Annotated in this window: 13 protein-coding genes; 9 read left to right on the forward strand and 4 right to left on the reverse strand. The window is 54.9% G+C overall.

The window, feature by feature from the left end; genetic code table 11:
• Window positions 1–462 precede the first annotated feature (462 nt).
• From EA58_RS15575 to EA58_RS15620, 9 genes are all read left to right on the forward strand, one after another.
• Window positions 463–1,260: a glycosyltransferase family 2 protein gene (locus EA58_RS15575; protein WP_036754835.1), complete on the forward strand. Its 798-nt coding sequence runs from the start codon at window positions 463–465 to the stop codon at window positions 1,258–1,260.
• A 231-nt stretch (window positions 1,261–1,491) separates the two neighbouring features.
• A complete protein-coding gene (locus EA58_RS15580) occupies window positions 1,492–3,705 on the forward strand; it encodes a Gfo/Idh/MocA family oxidoreductase (protein ID WP_036754773.1) in 2,214 nt (737 codons plus the stop codon).
• Window positions 3,702–4,769, forward strand: coding sequence for a glycosyltransferase family 4 protein (locus EA58_RS15585; protein ID WP_051642141.1), 1,068 nt, complete (start codon window positions 3,702–3,704; stop codon window positions 4,767–4,769). The genes EA58_RS15580 and EA58_RS15585 overlap by 4 nt, the downstream gene beginning before the upstream one ends.
• A gap of 180 nt (window positions 4,770–4,949) precedes the next feature.
• Window positions 4,950–5,576 carry a guanylate kinase gene (gene gmk / locus EA58_RS15590; RefSeq protein WP_036754776.1) on the forward strand — a complete coding sequence of 209 codons (627 nt, stop codon included), beginning with the start codon at window positions 4,950–4,952 and terminating at the stop codon, window positions 5,574–5,576.
• Window positions 5,577–5,626: 50 nt separating this feature from the next.
• A complete protein-coding gene (rpoZ, locus tag EA58_RS15595; protein WP_027250547.1) occupies window positions 5,627–5,902 on the forward strand; it encodes a DNA-directed RNA polymerase subunit omega in 276 nt (91 codons plus the stop codon).
• 18 nt (window positions 5,903–5,920) lie between these two features.
• A complete protein-coding gene (spoT, locus tag EA58_RS15600) occupies window positions 5,921–8,023 on the forward strand; it encodes a bifunctional GTP diphosphokinase/guanosine-3',5'-bis pyrophosphate 3'-pyrophosphohydrolase (protein ID WP_036754780.1) in 2,103 nt (700 codons plus the stop codon).
• Between the two features lie 105 nt (window positions 8,024–8,128).
• Window positions 8,129–8,818 carry a tRNA (guanosine(18)-2'-O)-methyltransferase TrmH gene (trmH, locus tag EA58_RS15605; protein ID WP_036754783.1) on the forward strand — a complete coding sequence of 230 codons (690 nt, stop codon included), beginning with the start codon at window positions 8,129–8,131 and terminating at the stop codon, window positions 8,816–8,818.
• A 35-nt stretch (window positions 8,819–8,853) separates the two neighbouring features.
• Window positions 8,854–10,935, forward strand: a complete 2,082-nt coding sequence (recG, locus tag EA58_RS15610) for an ATP-dependent DNA helicase RecG (RefSeq protein WP_036754786.1) — start codon at window positions 8,854–8,856, stop codon at window positions 10,933–10,935.
• A 216-nt stretch (window positions 10,936–11,151) separates the two neighbouring features.
• Complete coding sequence (locus tag EA58_RS15620) at window positions 11,152–12,525, forward strand: uracil-xanthine permease family protein (RefSeq protein ID WP_036754791.1); 1,374 nt, start codon at window positions 11,152–11,154, stop codon at window positions 12,523–12,525.
• Between the two features lie 48 nt (window positions 12,526–12,573).
• Here EA58_RS15620 and envZ read toward each other — a convergent pair whose 3' ends face one another.
• The 4 genes from envZ to EA58_RS15640 form a co-directional block, all read right to left on the reverse strand.
• Window positions 12,574–13,932, reverse strand: coding sequence for a two-component system sensor histidine kinase EnvZ (gene envZ / locus EA58_RS15625; protein WP_036754843.1), 1,359 nt, complete (start codon window positions 13,930–13,932; stop codon window positions 12,574–12,576).
• Between the two features lie 9 nt (window positions 13,933–13,941).
• On the reverse strand, window positions 13,942–14,661 hold the full coding sequence (gene ompR, locus EA58_RS15630) for an osmolarity response regulator transcription factor OmpR (protein ID WP_036754793.1): 720 nt from the start codon (window positions 14,659–14,661) through the stop codon (window positions 13,942–13,944).
• Window positions 14,662–14,814: 153 nt separating this feature from the next.
• The gene (gene greB / locus EA58_RS15635) at window positions 14,815–15,291 is read right to left on the reverse strand and encodes a transcription elongation factor GreB (protein ID WP_036754794.1); all 477 of its coding nucleotides are present in this window, start codon (window positions 15,289–15,291) and stop codon (window positions 14,815–14,817) included.
• 156 nt (window positions 15,292–15,447) lie between these two features.
• On the reverse strand, window positions 15,448–16,776 hold a 1,329-nt coding region (locus tag EA58_RS15640; RefSeq protein ID WP_036754796.1), incomplete at its 5' end, for a phosphopantetheine-binding protein.

Consider the following 16,776-nt stretch of genomic DNA (forward strand, 5'->3'; position numbering starts at 1 on the left):
GCCTAGACAAAAGCCCTGTGATTACAGGGCTTTTTGCTGTCAAAACGAGGTTCGATACCCCCCCTTTACTACACATCACGTACGGCATCCATCCCCTGCGCGATCCCAAATGAGCCACTGTCCACTTCCCCCCCTCTCAGACTTCACCCTTCTTCCATACGAGATAGTTCCAACGATTTGAAATCAAAGAAACCCCTAAAAATTAAATAAAAACATCACGTTATAAGAGAAAAAATCTATTTTTGAATCCGGTTCACTCTATGAGCACTTTCATGCAGCTATTCATTTGTTTGTCATTTGCATAATGGTAAATTTGTGCTCGTTGAAAGCTCAACTCTGAACTTCCATGCCAGGCCGGTAAGGCCCACAAAAATGATGGCTGATCTCGCTCAGTCAGCGGTTTGCTACACCCGAAAATCAGCGTGTTAAAAATTATCAATTTCACCATAGATGCAGTTCAATATGGATATTTCGTTAATTGTAACCACTTATAACTGGCCGGAAGCTTTGAATAAAGTTCTGGAAAGTATCGAAAGACAGAGCCATCTGCCTCGTGAAGTCATCATTGCTGATGATGGCTCTGGCAAAGAGACCACAGAGGTCGTGGCTTACTGGCAACAGAAGCTGCGTATTCCTGTGATCCACAGCTGGCAAGAAGATGAAGGTTACCGGCTCTCCGCAAGCCGTAATAAAGCCATCACCCGAGCCAATGGTGATTATCTGGTGATGATTGACGGCGATATGGTGTTGGATCGCCATTTTATCCGTGACCATGCGCGCACCGCGCAGCCCGGTTATTTTATTCAGGGATGGCGGGTCCGCCTGAATGAGCAGGGCAACCATCATGTCCTTGACCATGGGGTCATCCCGCACTGCCGCATGAAAGGGATTCTGGATCTGAAAAATCGCTGCTATGGGCTGCGACTGTCAATGCTGCGCTCCCTGAGCTATGGTTCACCAACCTCGATTTCTGGCACCAAAGGCTGCAATATGGCCTTCTGGAAACAGGACGTGGTCGCAATTAACGGCTTCAACGAAGACTTCGTCGGCTGGGGCAAAGAAGACAATGAGTTCGCCACCCGGATGATCAACCACGGGATTCGCCGGAAGCGCCTGCGTTTTTCGGCTGTAGCCTTCCATCTCTATCACGATGAAAGCCCGCGAAATATGGTCGCCTGTAACCACGAAATTCTGATGCGGACCAAGCAACACCGCCTGGCTTTCTGCCACAACGGCCTGTCACGCTATCAGGCCAGCTAGCGTTGCTTCGCCGGTTCTTCCGTTGACCGAGAAGAACCGGCCTCACATAATTTTATCAGCTACTTAGAACTCACCCGCCTTCAACTTTCGCATGACTTTGCCAACTGCATCCCCAGTATCAGTCTTCTGCTGACTATAGTTAACAAAGCACAGTGCGAACCTGACATAAAAATACCAATAAGCGCACTGCTGACACTTTGATTCATCAGGGATTGTTTTGAAGGAGCAGCTATGATCGCAAAAACAGACAGCAAAGTTATCCTCGTCGGGGCTGGTTTTATTGCGGATATTCATGCCCGAGCGATACAGTCTTTACCGGATGTCAGCATTCAGGCCATGGTCGACCCCAACCTGGCTGCCGCCCAGTTACTGGCCCAGCGCTATCAGGTGCCTCACTGTTTCAGCCAGCTTGATGAAGCACTGGCCGAGATCGACTTTGACACTGCTCATGTACTGACGCCGCCGAACCTGCATTTCGAGCTGACCAGACATCTGCTGGAACACGGCAAGCATGTGCTGGTTGAAAAGCCACTGGCGGAAACGCCAAAAGAATGCGATGCCCTGATCACACTGGCTCAGCAGCAGGGGCTGACCCTGGCGGTGAACCAGAATTTTCTGTTTCACCCGGTCATTGAACAGGCAAAATATTTGCTGCAGAATAATGCGATCGGTCCGGTCACCTCGGTCACGCTCAACTACGAAATGCCACTCCGTCAGTTAGACAGCAAACAGTTCAGCCACTGGATGTTCCGCCAACCCGTCAATCTGCTGCTGGAACAGGCCGTGCATCCGTTGTCCCAGCTACTGACCTTATTCGGTCAGCCTCAAGGCGCGCTGATCAGCCGGATCAGCCAGATGAAAGTGCTGAGTGGGCACCAGCCCTGCATCCTGCGGCTGGATGCCATGGGTGAACTGAGCGTTCCTTTTCATTTTTCCTTTGCCATGGGCAATGATTTCCCAATCTGGCAACTCCATATTTCCGGGGAAGACGGCACACTGATGCTGGATGTCGTCCAACAGCGCGTGCTGCTCAATGGTCGCAGCCACTTTCTGCCTGCTCTGGATAGCGCAGTCACTGCCTGTTCCCAGGCTGGTAGCCTGATTACCCAGGGCGTGCGCCAGCTGGCTCAATACGCCGGCGCAATCACAGGAGTGAGCCCGGCGAAAGACCCCTTTTTCCTGTCCATGCAAACCAGTCTCCGCGAATTTCATCAGGCCCGCGAATCACAACAGCCTCTGCCGCATTCTGCAGCGTTTGGTCAAGCGCTGGTCCACCTTTGCCACCAACTCGCCGAGAAAAGTCAGGGGGCAGATGCCTTACGTCTTCCGCCACACACCACGCCAGAACGAACGTCGGTCAATCCGCCATCCGATCAACCTTTTGATGTACTGGTGATCGGTGGGACCGGCTTCATCGGACGACATGTCGTCAGCCAGCTACTGGCGGAGCGATACACCATCGGCGTCATGGCCAGACATCTGCAGTCCCTGCCTGCCTTTTTCCACCAGCCCGCGATTCAGCTGATTCAGGGCGATGTCTGTGATCCGGTAGCCGTCGATCAGGCTGTCAGTCGGACCCGTTATGTGATTAACCTGGCCCATGGCGGTGGCAGTGGCGACTGGCCGGCCATTCACCATGCGATGGTCGATTCTGCCCGAACCATAGCCCAAGCCTGTCTCACCCACAGCATTACCCGGCTGGTTCATGTCGGCTCGATTGCTTCCTTATATTTAGGCAGCGCCCGAACCGTCATTCACAGTGCCTCGCCGATTGATGCCGATGCGCGTCACCGGGCACATTACGCCAGAGCCAAAGCCATGGCGGATGAGCTGCTGCTGCACGAAATGCCTGATCTGGATGTTGTCGTACTCAGACCCGGCATCGTGGTTGGGAACGGCGGTCTGATCCACCATACGGGCATCGGCTTTTTCAATAACAGTCAGTACTTCATTGGCTGGAATCTGGGGGACAATCCGCTACCCTTCGTGCTGGCAGAAGATGTCGCCTCGGCGACCGTCACCGCAATGACGACCCCCGCAGCCAGAGGCAAAGCACTGAATCTGGTCGGCGATGTCCGCCCGAGCGCACGGGAATATGTCGCCATGCTCAACAAAGGTCTGGCCCGTCCTTACCGATATGTCCCTCAGCTGACGTTCTGGCTGTACCTGCAGGAGATCACCAAATGGGCCATCAAGCGGCTGGCCGGACGCAGCATCAGCCTGCCATCCCTGCGGGATTTGAAGTCCCGGGCCATGAATGCCCGCTTCGACACCAGTGGCGAAAAACGTCTGCTGAACTGGCAGCCGGTCAATGACTGGCATGTTTTCTACCAGCGCGCGGTGCTGGTACACCGCCATGAGTCTCCGGTAACACCGCCAGTTCAACCAGCCAGACTGCACGAGAGCACGCCGGAAACCCCGCCATCGGAAAAGGCGACAGCATGATGACGACCTTGCTGCATGTTTTTTCCACGTTTGCCCTTGGCGGGCCGCAGATTCGCTTTGCTCAGCTCGTCAACGCCCTGCCGGGGCATCATCAGCATGTGGTGATCTCGCTGGATGGCCGTCTGGATGCCGCCTCCCGGCTAGCCCCCCATGTTGAAATCACCTACCTGACGATGCCCGAACTGAAGCCGCTCAGTCTGCTGGAACGCCTGAAACAGATTTACCAGACCATCCGCCGCTATCGGCCTGAAATCCTGATGACCTACAACTGGGGCGCCATCGAGTGGGCCCTGTGTAACCGTTTTGCAGGTCTGTGCCGGGGGATCCACTGGGAAGACGGTTTCAATCCGGATGAAGCCACCCGGTTGTATCAACGGCGGAACCTCTTTCGCCGACTGGCACTGGGAGGACGTACAGAGGTCGTTGTGCCTTCACAGACCCTGATGCGAATCGCCCGTCAGCAATGGCACATCCCCCCAGTCCGGCTGCGTTATTTCCCCAACGGGATCGAGATGCCGGCGCAGATCACCCCGACAAACTCAGCAAAAAAGCCCACCCTAATCACCCTGGCCAGCCTACGAAAAGAGAAAAACCTGCCGCGTCTGATCAAGACCGTCGCAGCCCATGCACCGGACTGCCGTCTGCTGATTGGTGGTGATGGCCCCATGCTGAACGAACTGACGACCTATGTATCGAAACACCACCTCAGCAACCAGATCCAACTGGCTGGCCGGATTGATGATGTCTGGGATTTTCTGGCTCAGGGCGATATTTTCTGCCTGTCGTCAGATACAGAACAGATGCCATTATCTGTGCTGGAAGCCATGGGCGCCGGCCTGCCGGTTCTGGCCACTGATGTAGGCGATGTCAAATCCATGCTCTCAGCGGCCAATCATCCGTTTATCGTCCAGCCATCTGCCTATGCCCACGCGATGGCACAACTGCTGGCCACACCGGATCAGTGGCAACCCATCGGACAGGCCAACCAGCAGAAGGCAAAACAGGAATACAGCTTCCAGACGATGCTGAGCAATTTCTGCCGGCTCATTTCCCCGAACCGCTGACCCGGTCACAACGTGCTATTTTTTAAAGGAAGCGCCTGAAAACGCTCTGGCAGGCCAGGCTGACCATGACTGAGCTGAAGCGGATGTGAATCTGCGGGTGAAACTTGCACATCCGGATTCAATTTCACCACAGTTCGTGATACCCTGCGCGCCCTTTCTTCCACTTGAGTAACACTGGTCATGAGCAAAGGCACGTTATATATCGTTTCGGCCCCAAGCGGCGCAGGCAAATCCAGCCTGATCAACGCCCTGCTGGAAACCAACCCAACCTATGACATGAAGGTCTCGGTTTCCCACACCACACGCGGCATGCGTCCGGGTGAAGCACATGGTGTGCATTACAACTTTGTCAGCGTGGAAGAATTCAAAGAGCTGGCAGAACAGGGCGCGTTCCTGGAACACGCCGAGGTGTTCGGTAACTTTTACGGCACCTCACGTCTGTGGATTGAGCAACAGCTTGATAAAGGCATTGATGTCTTTCTGGATATCGACTGGCAGGGCGCACAACAAATCCGCCGCCAGATGCCGCTGGCCAAAAGCATTTTTATTCTGCCGCCGTCCAAAGACGAGCTGGAGCGTCGTCTCAACGCTCGCGGACAGGACAGCGACGCAGTCATTGCCCGTCGGATGGATGAAGCGCGCTCGGAAATCTCGCATTACACAGAGTACGATTACGTGATCGTGAATGACGATTTTGATGTCGCGCTCATTGATTTTAAAGCAATCATCCGTGCGGAGCGATTGAAGCAAGACAAGCAAGCTGCTAAATATAGCAGCATGCTTTCTGCGCTACTGGCGCAGCAGTAAGTAATTTTGTACAATTTTCAATCTTTTTACTAATACCACTGGAGTCCTCGATGGCACGCGTAACTGTTCAAGATGCTGTTGATAAAATTGGCAACCGTTTCGATCTGATCCAAATTGCTTCTCGCCGTGCACGTCAAATGCAAACTGGCGGTAAGGATCCACTGGTTCCTGAAGAGAACGACAAGTACACAGTGATCGCCCTGCGCGAGATCGAAGAAGGCCTGATCACCAAAGATATTCTGGACGCACGCGAGCGTCAGGAAATGCAAGAGCAGGAAGCTGCTGAACTGGCAGCCGTGAGTGCCATTGCAGGTAACCAGCGCTAATTCAAGGAAGCGGGCAATTTGTATCTCTTTGATAGCCTGAAAGAAGTTGTAATTGAATACCTGCCTGAGACTCAAATTGAGGCGCTCAGGCAGGCCTATTTAGTCGCAAGAGACGCCCACGAAGGCCAGACCCGTTCCAGCGGTGAGCCTTACATTATCCATCCGATTGCCGTCGCCCGGATCCTGGCAGAAATGCGTCTGGATTTCGAAACCCTGATGGCCGCCCTGCTCCACGATGTCATTGAAGACACCGATGTCACCAAAGACGACCTCGACAGTCGTTTTGGCTCGACCGTCGCCGAGCTGGTGGATGGCGTTTCCAAGCTGGATAAACTCAAATTCCGCGACCGGAAGGAAGCCCAGGCCGAGAACTTCCGTAAGATGATCATGGCCATGGCCAATGACATCCGGGTGATTCTGATCAAGCTAGCCGACCGGACGCATAATATGCGCACACTGGGTGCCCTGCGCCCGGACAAGCGCCGCCGTATTGCCCGCGAAACGCTGGAAATCTTTTCTCCGCTGGCCCACCGTCTGGGGATTCACAATATCAAGACCGAGCTTGAAGAGCTGGGTTTCGAAGCCCTGTACCCAAATCGTTACCGGGTGCTGAAAGAAGTCGTGGCCGCTGCGCGCGGGAATCGGAAAGAAATGATTAACCGGATTCACGCAGAAATTGAAGGTCGCCTTCATGATGCGGGGATCGACGGCAAAGTGGTTGGCCGCGAAAAGAATCTGTACTCCATCTATAACAAGATGAAGAACAAGGAACAGCGCTTCCATTCGATCATGGATATCTATGCTTTCCGGGTTCTGGTCCGGGATCTGGATACCTGCTACCGGGTGCTTGGACAGGTCCATAACCTGTACAAACCGCGTCCGAGCCGGATGAAAGACTACATTGCCATTCCGAAAGCCAATGGCTATCAGTCGCTGCATACTTCACTGGTTGGTCCGCACGGGGTGCCGGTGGAAGTTCAGATCCGTACCGACGACATGGATCAGATGGCGGATAAAGGGGTTGCGGCCCACTGGACTTACAAAGACGGCGAGAGCTCCGGCACCACTGCGCAGGTGAAAGCCCAGCGCTGGATGCAGAGCCTGATGGAGCTGCAGCAGAGTGCCGGTAACTCGTTCGAATTTATCGAGAACGTGAAATCCGATCTCTTTCCGGATGAAATATACGTCTTCACGCCGAAAGGCCGGATTGTCGAACTGCCGGTCGGCGCCACAGCCGTTGACTTTGCCTATGCGGTGCATACAGATGTGGGCAATACCTGTGTCGGTGCCAAAGTCGACCGCCAGCCCTATCCGCTCAGCAAACCGCTCAAAAACGGCCAGACCGTGGATATCATCAGTGCACCGGGTGCTCGCCCGAATGCAGCCTGGCTCAATTATGTGGTGACTTCACGCGCCCGGACCAAGATCCGTCAGGTGCTGAAAACCATGCGCCGGACTGAATCCATTACGCTTGGCCGCCGTCTGCTGAACCATGCACTGGGTGAACTGAATATCGACCAGATCGACCCGGACACGCTGAATCAGGTGCTTCAGGATCTGCGTCTGAAAGATCAGGAATCCCTGCTTGCTGCGATTGGCCTGGGCGAACTGATGAGTGTGGTAATCGCCCGCAGACTGCTGGGAACGCTGGACGAAGAAACCAAAACCGACGACAAACGCCGGATGCCCATCCGCGGTGCCGACGGTATTCTGCTGACCTTTGCCAACTGCTGTCATCCGATCCATGGTGACCCGATCATGGCGTACGTCAGTCCGGGCAAAGGTCTGGTGATCCACCGCGAGGAATGTTCGAACATCCGGGGCTACCAGAAAGAACCGGACAAATACATGCCGGTGGAATGGAGCCGCGACTTCGAGCAAGAGTTTGTCACCAACCTGAAGGTCGACATGCAAAACCATCAGGGTGCGCTGGCCGATCTGACCAACACCATTGCCAACACCGGTTCCAACATTCAGGGCCTGTCGACCGAAGAAAAAGACGGTCGCCTGTATACCATCACCGTTCGCCTGACCACCAAAGGTCGGGTCCATCTGGCCAATATCATGCGCCGGATCCGGGTGATGCCGAATGTGGTCCGGGTTGCCCGGCAAAAAAACTGATTTGGCTGCTTAGTCCAGATGCTATTGAACTCACAAACGCCCGCACCGGGCGTTTGTGCTTTCCCCGGCACGGAATGAATCAACCTGAATTGAAAGAAGAAAACCATGACACCAGAACGCTTTCAGCGGATCCAGTCTGTCCTGGCGACCCGTCAGCCGGATCTCACCCTGTGCCTGGAAGAAGTGCACAAACCTAACAACGTCTCAGCCATTATCCGCACAGCGGACGCCGTCGGCGTTCACAAAGTCCATGCCGTGTGGCCGAATAAAATGCGGGTGCTGAGCCATACCTCTGCCGGTGCCCGAAACTGGGTCGAGCTGCAAACCCATGACACCATGACAGATGCCGTGGGCCATCTCAAAACACAGGGCATGCAGGTCCTGGCGACCCATCTCTCTGATCGGGCCGTTGATTTTCGCGAGATTGATTACACCAAACCGACCGCGATTATTCTGGGCGGCGAAAAAAACGGGATCACTCCCGAAGCGCTCGCATTGGCTGATCAGGATATCATCATTCCGATGGTGGGTATGGTACAGTCCCTGAACGTCTCCGTCGCCAGTGCGCTGATCCTCTATGAAGCGCAACGTCAGCGCCAGATCGCAGGCATGTATAACCAGGACACCACGCCGCTGCCGCGGGAAACCGTGCACCGCATCCTGTTTGAACGCGGCCACCCGGTGCTGGCAAAAGTGGCGAAACGCAAGAAACTGCCTTATCCGCCACTGGATGATGAAGGCCAGATCGTCGCCGATGACGCTTGGTGGCGGGCAATTCAGTCCAGAGACAAGTAACCCAAATCATCTGACGGAGCACAGAGAGTAAACGCATGAGCGGACAGATGCTAGACACCATCGCCCTGACCGAACTGTCTGGGGTGGGCGCCAAAATGGTTGAAAAACTCCATAAGATTGGCCTTCACACGGTGCAGGATCTGCTGTTTCATCTGCCGCTCCGTTACGAAGACCGGACCCGGATCTGGCCCATTGCTGAGATCCGTCCCGGCCAGCACCTGACCGTACAGGGCGAAGTGCTGAGTCATGCCATCAGCTTCGGCAAACGCCGGATGCTGACCGTCAGAATCAGCGATCAGAGCGGGGCCTTAACGCTGCGCTTTTTTAACTTCAACGCGGCAATGAAAAACGCGCTGTCGGAAGGCAAACAGGTCAAAGCCTACGGTGAAATCCGGCGCGGTCAGCATGGTCCGGAAATCATCCATCCGGATTACAAAGTTTTTTCCGAGCACACTGAGCTGGCCGTCGAAGAAACCCTGACCCCGGTTTACCCGACCACCGACGGTCTGCGTCAGCTGACCCTGCGTAACCTGACCGATCAGGCCCTGAAACTACTCGACAAAGCGGCGGTCACCGAGTTGTTGCCGGAAGGCCTGTACGATCGCCAGATGACCCTGGCGCAGGCGCTGCATGTCATGCACCGCCCAACCCCCGATGTCTCACTGGATCAACTGGAAAAAGGCCAGCATCCGGCACAAAAACGGCTGATCCTTGAAGAGCTGCTGGCCCAGAACCTGTCCATGCTGGCTGTTCGTGAAAAAGGACAACAGCATCAGGCCTGGCCGCTGCCGCCCAGCGAAACGCTGAAACAGCAACTGTTAGCCGGACTGCCATTCAGCCCAACCGGCGCCCAGCAGCGCGTGGTGGCTGATATTGAAACCGATCTGGCCAAACCCATCCCCATGATGCGGCTGGTTCAGGGTGATGTCGGCTCCGGTAAAACCCTGGTCGCGGCACTGGCAGCAATCCGCGCGATTGAGCATGGCTATCAGGTAGCGCTGATGGCACCGACCGAATTGCTGGCCGAACAGCACGCTCTCAATTTTGCCCAATGGCTGGAACCACTCGGCATTCAGGTTGGCTGGCTGGCCGGGAAACTGAAAGGCAAAGCACGGGAAACTGAGCTGGCGCGCATCGAAAGCGGCGAAGCCAGAATGGTGGTCGGCACCCACGCCCTGTTCCAGCAACAAGTCTCGTTCAGCAATCTGGCGCTGGTGATCATTGACGAGCAACACCGATTCGGCGTGCATCAGCGGCTGGAACTGCGGGAAAAAGGGGCCAACGATGGCCGCTATCCGCACCAGCTCATCATGACAGCAACGCCCATCCCACGGACACTGGCGATGACCGCCTATGCGGATCTGGAAACCTCGGTCATCGACGAACTGCCACCGGGCCGGACCCCCATTCAGACCGTCGCGGTCTCCGATGCCCGCCGCGCCGATATCATCGAACGGATTCGTGCCGCCTGTCTGAACGAAGGACGTCAGGCGTACTGGGTCTGTACCCTGATTGATGAATCGGAAGTCCTGGAAGCGCAGGCAGCATCTGATACCGCCACGGAGCTGACCGCCCAGTTGCCGGAGCTGAACATCGGTCTGGTACATGGCCGGATGAAAGCCGCCGAAAAACAAGACGTCATGCAGCGCTTCAAAGCCGGTGAATTGCACCTGCTGGTTGCCACCACCGTGATTGAAGTCGGGGTTGATGTGCCCAACGCCAGCCTGATGATCATCGAAAACCCCGAGCGATTAGGTCTGGCTCAGTTGCACCAGCTACGTGGCCGGGTTGGCCGGGGCAGCGTCGCCAGCCACTGCGTACTGCTCTATCATGCCCCGCTGTCGAAAACCGCTCAGCAACGGCTGGGGGTGCTGCGGGAAAGCAGCGACGGCTTCGTGATCGCGCAGCGCGATCTGGAAATCCGCGGCCCCGGCGAACTGCTCGGCACCAAACAAACCGGCATTGCAGACTTCAAAGTCGCCGATCTGGTTCGCGATCAGCACCTGATCCCCCAGGTTCAGAAAATGGCGCGTTACCTGCACGATCAGTATCCGAACAATGCCAAAGCCATCATTGACCGCTGGCTGGGCAATAAAGAAAACTACTCCAACGCCTGATCTGGATAATTCACCCCGTTCAAGTGAAATAGCGGCCTGATGTCGCTATTTCCTGCTGACATATCTGTAAAAAAACAACTCACGCAAACGTTTGCTAAATTCTGGTTCGTCATTACAATAAGGGCCAATTTTGACCCAAGGGTCTTTTCGGCTTCAACGCCCCTCAGCCCAGATCTGCATGTTGAAGCCGACCTGTCGACGTAATAAGGAATCCCCATGACCGGCCAGCACCGCGAGACTGAACGCCCGCGCTCCTCCGACTTAATTTACCGCCTTGAAGACCGCCCGCCGCTCCCGCAAACCCTGTTTGCTGCGATGCAGCATCTGCTGGCGATGTTTGTGGCCGTGGTCACCCCATCGCTCATCATCTGTCAGGCGCTTGGATTGCCGGCGCACGACACCAACACGATTGTCAGCATGTCGCTGCTGGCCTCTGGTGTTGCTTCGTTCATTCAGATCCGGACTATCGGCCCGGTCGGTTCCGGTCTGCTGTCGATTCAGGGCACCAGTTTTAACTTTCTTGGCCCGATTATCGGAGCCGGACTGGCAATGAAAGCCGGCGGGGCAGATGTACCCACCATGATGGCTGCGATTTTCGGCACCATTCTTGCCGCTTCTCTGACAGAAGTCGCCATTTCTCGGATTTTACAGCACACCCGCCGGGTCATTACCCCACTGGTCTCCGGCATTGTCGTCACCTTAATTGGTTTGACCCTGATCCAGATTGGCCTGACCTCGATTGGCGGTGGCTATGCGGCCATTGAAGACGGCAGCTTCGGCAGTCTGGACAAGCTGTTGCTGGCCGGGATTGTACTGGGACTGATTGTGCTGATGAACCGGATGAAAAACCCGTATCTGCGCGTTTCGTCCATTGTCATTGCGATGGCTGCCGGCACCCTGGCCGCCTGGCTGATGGGGATGATCAGTACTGAGCGGCTCGCCGAAACCAGCTTCATCGCCATTCCGGCCCCGATGCAGTACGGACTGGGCTTTGACGGGTCTTTGCTGATCCCACTGGTGATTGTCTTTGCCATTACGTCACTGGAAGCCATTGGTGATATCACAGCAACGTCGGAAACATCTGAACAACCGGTTTCCGGCCCGGTGTACCTGAAACGGATTAAAGGCGGTGTGCTGGCCGATGGCATCAACTCGGCACTGGCAGCCGTACTGAACAGCTTTCCGAATTCCACCTTCAGCCAGAACAACGGCATCATCCAGCTGACCGGCGTTGCCAGCCGTTATATCGGTTATTTTGTGGCGGGGATGCTGGTACTGCTGGGTCTGTTCCCGGCCGTCGCCAATCTGGTTCAGCTGATCCCTGAACCTGTGCTGGGCGGTGCCACCATTGTGATGTTCGGCACGATTGCTGCGTCCGGGGTACGGATTATTTCCCGCTGTGAGCTGGACCGTCGTGCCATTCTGATCATGGCGCTGTCGTTCTCAATGGGTCTGGGCATTGCGCAGAAACCGGAAATCCTCCAGTTCATGCCAGACATGGTGAAAAGCATTCTCTCCTCCGGCATGGCTGCCGGTGGCCTGACCGCGATTCTGCTGAATCTGATTCTGCCGGAAGAAAAGAAAGATTGATTAACGGTACAGCGCCCTCTCATCACAAAGGAGAGGACGCTGTACCTGCTAGGATTTCACACCCCGTTTACCATTCTGTTTCACCGGGCGCAGGGGCAGACTCACCTGCACTTTCAGCCCCCCTTCGCTCCGGTTACTGAACTGAATGTCACCCTGATGCTGATCCACAATCCGTTTCACAATCGCCAGTCCAAGTCCGGTGCCTTCGGCATCGCTGCCCCGGGCACTGTCACCTCGGGTCAGGGGTTGCAGCATCTTCGCAACCTGATCCGGTTCAATACCGGGACCGTCATCTTCCACACAGAACCAGGCCATCTGGCGATCTGCCGTCATCCCGCTGGTGACACGCACCCAGCCATGGCCATATCGCAGCGCATTGACCACCAGATTACTGATCAGGCGCTTTATCGCGACACCATTGACGTAAACTTTGCCATTGATGGTACCCAGCACCTGCTCAATGCCACGCTCAATACCACCTTCGGCCTCTGCCACATCCTCAACCAACAGGTTCAGATCGTGCAGTTCCTGCTCCTGCAGATGCGTGGATTTCAGATACTCCATAAACTGGCTGATGATGGCATTACACTCTTCGGTGTCTTTAATCATACTTTCAGCCAGATAGGCATCTTCCGGCGACATCATTTCCGTGGCTAAACGAATTCGGGTCAGTGGCGTCCGCAGGTCATGACTAACCCCGGCCAACAGCAATGCCCGGTCATCTTCCAGTTGCTTGATCCCTTCGCCCATTTGATTAAAGGCTTTGGTCACAGCCCGGATTTCCGAAGCACCCTGCACTTCCAGATGTGGTGGCGCTCCCCCTTTAGCCACTTCCAGCGCCGCCTGCTCCAGTGCGACCAGCGGACGGTTCTGGATCCGGATAAACATCCAGCCCCCTGCAATGACCATAAAAGCGATAAACAGGCTGTAACCAAACAGCGGTGCAAAATCTTCTTCCTGCAACTCAGACAGCGGAACCCGCATCAGGTAACCAGGCATGGCATCACAGTTCAGCCAGAGAATATAACTGTCGGCCCCCAGAGAGAGCCTCACTTCGGTCGGCGTCCCCAGCTCCCGGCTCATTTCCTCACTCAGAAAATCAATCCGGGTTGCCTCACGATATTCTTCCGATTCCGGGCCATCATCAGCCAGCAGGGTCACCCCAAGCTGTTCAAGAAGCTGGCGACGTAAAGGGGTATCGAGATGGAAAGTATGGCCATCGGCCAGCTCAACATCTTCTTTGAGCATCAGCCGGACTTCATAGGCCATAATGCGGTTGAACTGCTGTAAACTGGGCAGCAAGGCATAGTTCAGCACCGCCAGATAAGAAAAAACCTGGCTGGCAATCAGCAAGCCAGCCAGGAGGATCAGAGTACGGGTAAATGTCGAGCGCGGCGACATGCGCATCGGCATGGGTTAGGCCTCGCTGCCATCAGGGACAAACACGTAACCCAGTCCCCACACGGTCTGGATGTAACGCGGACGGCTCGGATCTTCTTCAACCATGCGGCGAAGTCGCGAGATCTGCACGTCAATCGAGCGTTCCATTGCAGAATACTCGCGGCCCCGGGCCATGTTCATCAGCTTATCACGGGACATCGGCTCACGGGCATTGGTCACCAGCGCCTTCAGCACCGCAAACTCACCGGAGGTCAGCGGCATGGCTTCCTCGCCGCGGAACATTTCGCGGGTGCCCAGATTCAGGCGGAATTCGCCAAAAGTAATAATTTTGCCTTCGACACTCGGCGCTCCCGGCGCTTCCACCGTCTGGCGACGCAGCACCGCACGGATACGGGCCAGCAGTTCACGCGGGTTGAACGGCTTCGGCAGGTAGTCGTCCGCGCCGACTTCCAGACCAACAATTCGATCAACTTCGTCACCCTTGGCGGTCAGCATCAGGATCGGCAACATATTGTTGGCATTACGAAGACGACGGCAAATCGACAGGCCATCTTCTCCCGGCAGCATCAGATCCAGCACCATCAGGTGGAAATTTTCCCGGGCCAGCAGACGGTCCATCTGCTCACCGTTCGCCACACTGCGGACCTGAAAACCCTGTTCCGACAGGTAACGTTCCAGCAACGCACGCAGGCGCATATCATCATCAACTACGAGAATCTTGAAATTGTCTTGCATCGTTACACCTTATGCTTCGAACTCTGGTTGTCGCCAAGGCGCTATTTTACGCGACCCCTGTCTTTTCTGACTGAATTGGTGCGCAAATGATCGCCAGTAAATTGTTACCGAGTATGTCATTGACCAATCATGCCCTGACTGCGGACTGACCGATTAGTCCTTCATGTAAGTTATCGTATTGACGAACCATACTTTATCGCCATCCGGCGTCCGAACCACCACTTCGTCATCGACTTCTTTTTTCAGCAAAGCACGGGCCATCGGCGAATCAATCGAGATGTAATCTTTGCGACCAAAAATTTCATCATAGCCAACAATCCGGAATGTCATACTGTCCCCGGCTTCATTTTCCACCTCAACCCAGGCCCCAAAGAAGACTTTCCCTTCCTGCACCGGTGAGTAGTCAACAATCTTGACGTTTTCCAACGTTTTGCGCAGGTATCGTACCCGGCGGTCAATTTCACGCAGGCGTTTCTTGTTGTACTGGTAATCGGCATTTTCCGAGCGATCCCCAAGGCTCGCCGCCCAGGTGACTTTCTTGGTCACCTCCGGCCGCTCTTCCTGCCACAGAAAATCCAGCTCTTGCTTCAGACGGTTATACCCTTCCCGGGTGATCAAAGGGGTTCTCATGCTGTCATGCTCTGGTTGTGATTCAATGCCTTGATTATACGATGTTGAGGGGCAGAACAGCGAGTCACCGTTCCGTTATCGGTGAGTGGATGGGGAAAGGGTAGAAAAAATAAGGCGCCCCCATCATCTTGGATGAGGGAGCCTGTCCTGATCAGGTCATTCGCGGGTTTCACTTGATTGAACGATGACCGATTTCAATGATTCGATATCCTCCAGCATGTTGCTGTGATGGCAACTGTGCATGTTTATGATGGTTAATGACTGTTTGGTGTACTGAGCCACATTGTTGTCTGGCGTGTTCAGAATCAATTGCTGAAATTCCAGACCATTATCGCTCTGAAGATCAGGATCAAACAGCATCGCTTTGAACAAAGTCACCTGCGTGTGTTGAAGTTGACCGCTCACAGACATTTGATTGATCCGGGACTCAGCAGGGACAGCTTGCAGGATTTTATTTACATATTCAGGCTCCAGCCCACTGTGCCGATATTTCTCCGCCATCAATTCAATTTTTTCTGATATTGACGGTAGTAATGCTTGCAACGCCGGCGTCTGAATCACCGTATCCAGCAAATACAGCTTGATATCCTGCACACCGTATTGCTCTAACTGGTGTGCAATTTCCATCGCCAGCAAGCCACCTAACGACCAACCGAGAATGCGAACAGGTTTATCCAGCAATCCATACTTCGTCATCTGTGACAAATAGATATCAGCTAACGCGGGTAATGAATCCACCGCGGATGGCATCACCAAATTGTAATTATTGACTCCGAAGCAATGAAAATCCTCAGAAAGTGACTGTGCGAGCGCCGTATAGACTTCGCTGCTGGCAGTTCCGGGATGAATCATGAACAAACAGGATTCAGCCTGAGAATCAGGCGTCAGCATGGTGATTAACGCATCATGCGAATCAAAAGCCTGATGATCAGACAACATGGCAATACTGGGCTGACCGAAGAGTGTTGCCAGCGGCACATCAACATCCAGTTGGGTACGCATGGCCGCAGTCAGCTTGATGGCCTGAATCGAATCCCCGCCCAGACGGAAGAAGTTATCATCGATGCCAACCTGCTCGACGCCGAGCACCTGCTGCCACACCTGACACAACCGGGTTTCCAGTGCATTGCGCGGCGCCCGGTAGCTGTCTTCGCTCACCCACACCGGTGCTGGCAGCGCCCGACGGTCCAGCTTGCCGTTGATGGTCAGCGGCACCTGATCAATCAGCGTGATACTGCCCGGCACCATATATTCCGGCAGTTGCGCCGACAGGCTTTGGCGTAATGACTCAGTATCCACATCGCCATCACCCGGCACCACATAAGCCGCCAGTACCTTGCTGCCTTCCCGGTCCAGATCGACCACCACCGCCTGCTGTACACTCGGCTCAGCACTGAGCACGCTGGCGATTTCGCCCAGCTCAATCCGGTAACCCCGGATTTTCACCTGCTGGTCGTTCCGGCCCAGATATTCCAGATTGCCGTC

It is taken from the genome of Photobacterium galatheae (assembly GCF_000695255.1).
Lineage (GTDB): Bacteria > Pseudomonadota > Gammaproteobacteria > Enterobacterales > Vibrionaceae > Photobacterium > Photobacterium galatheae.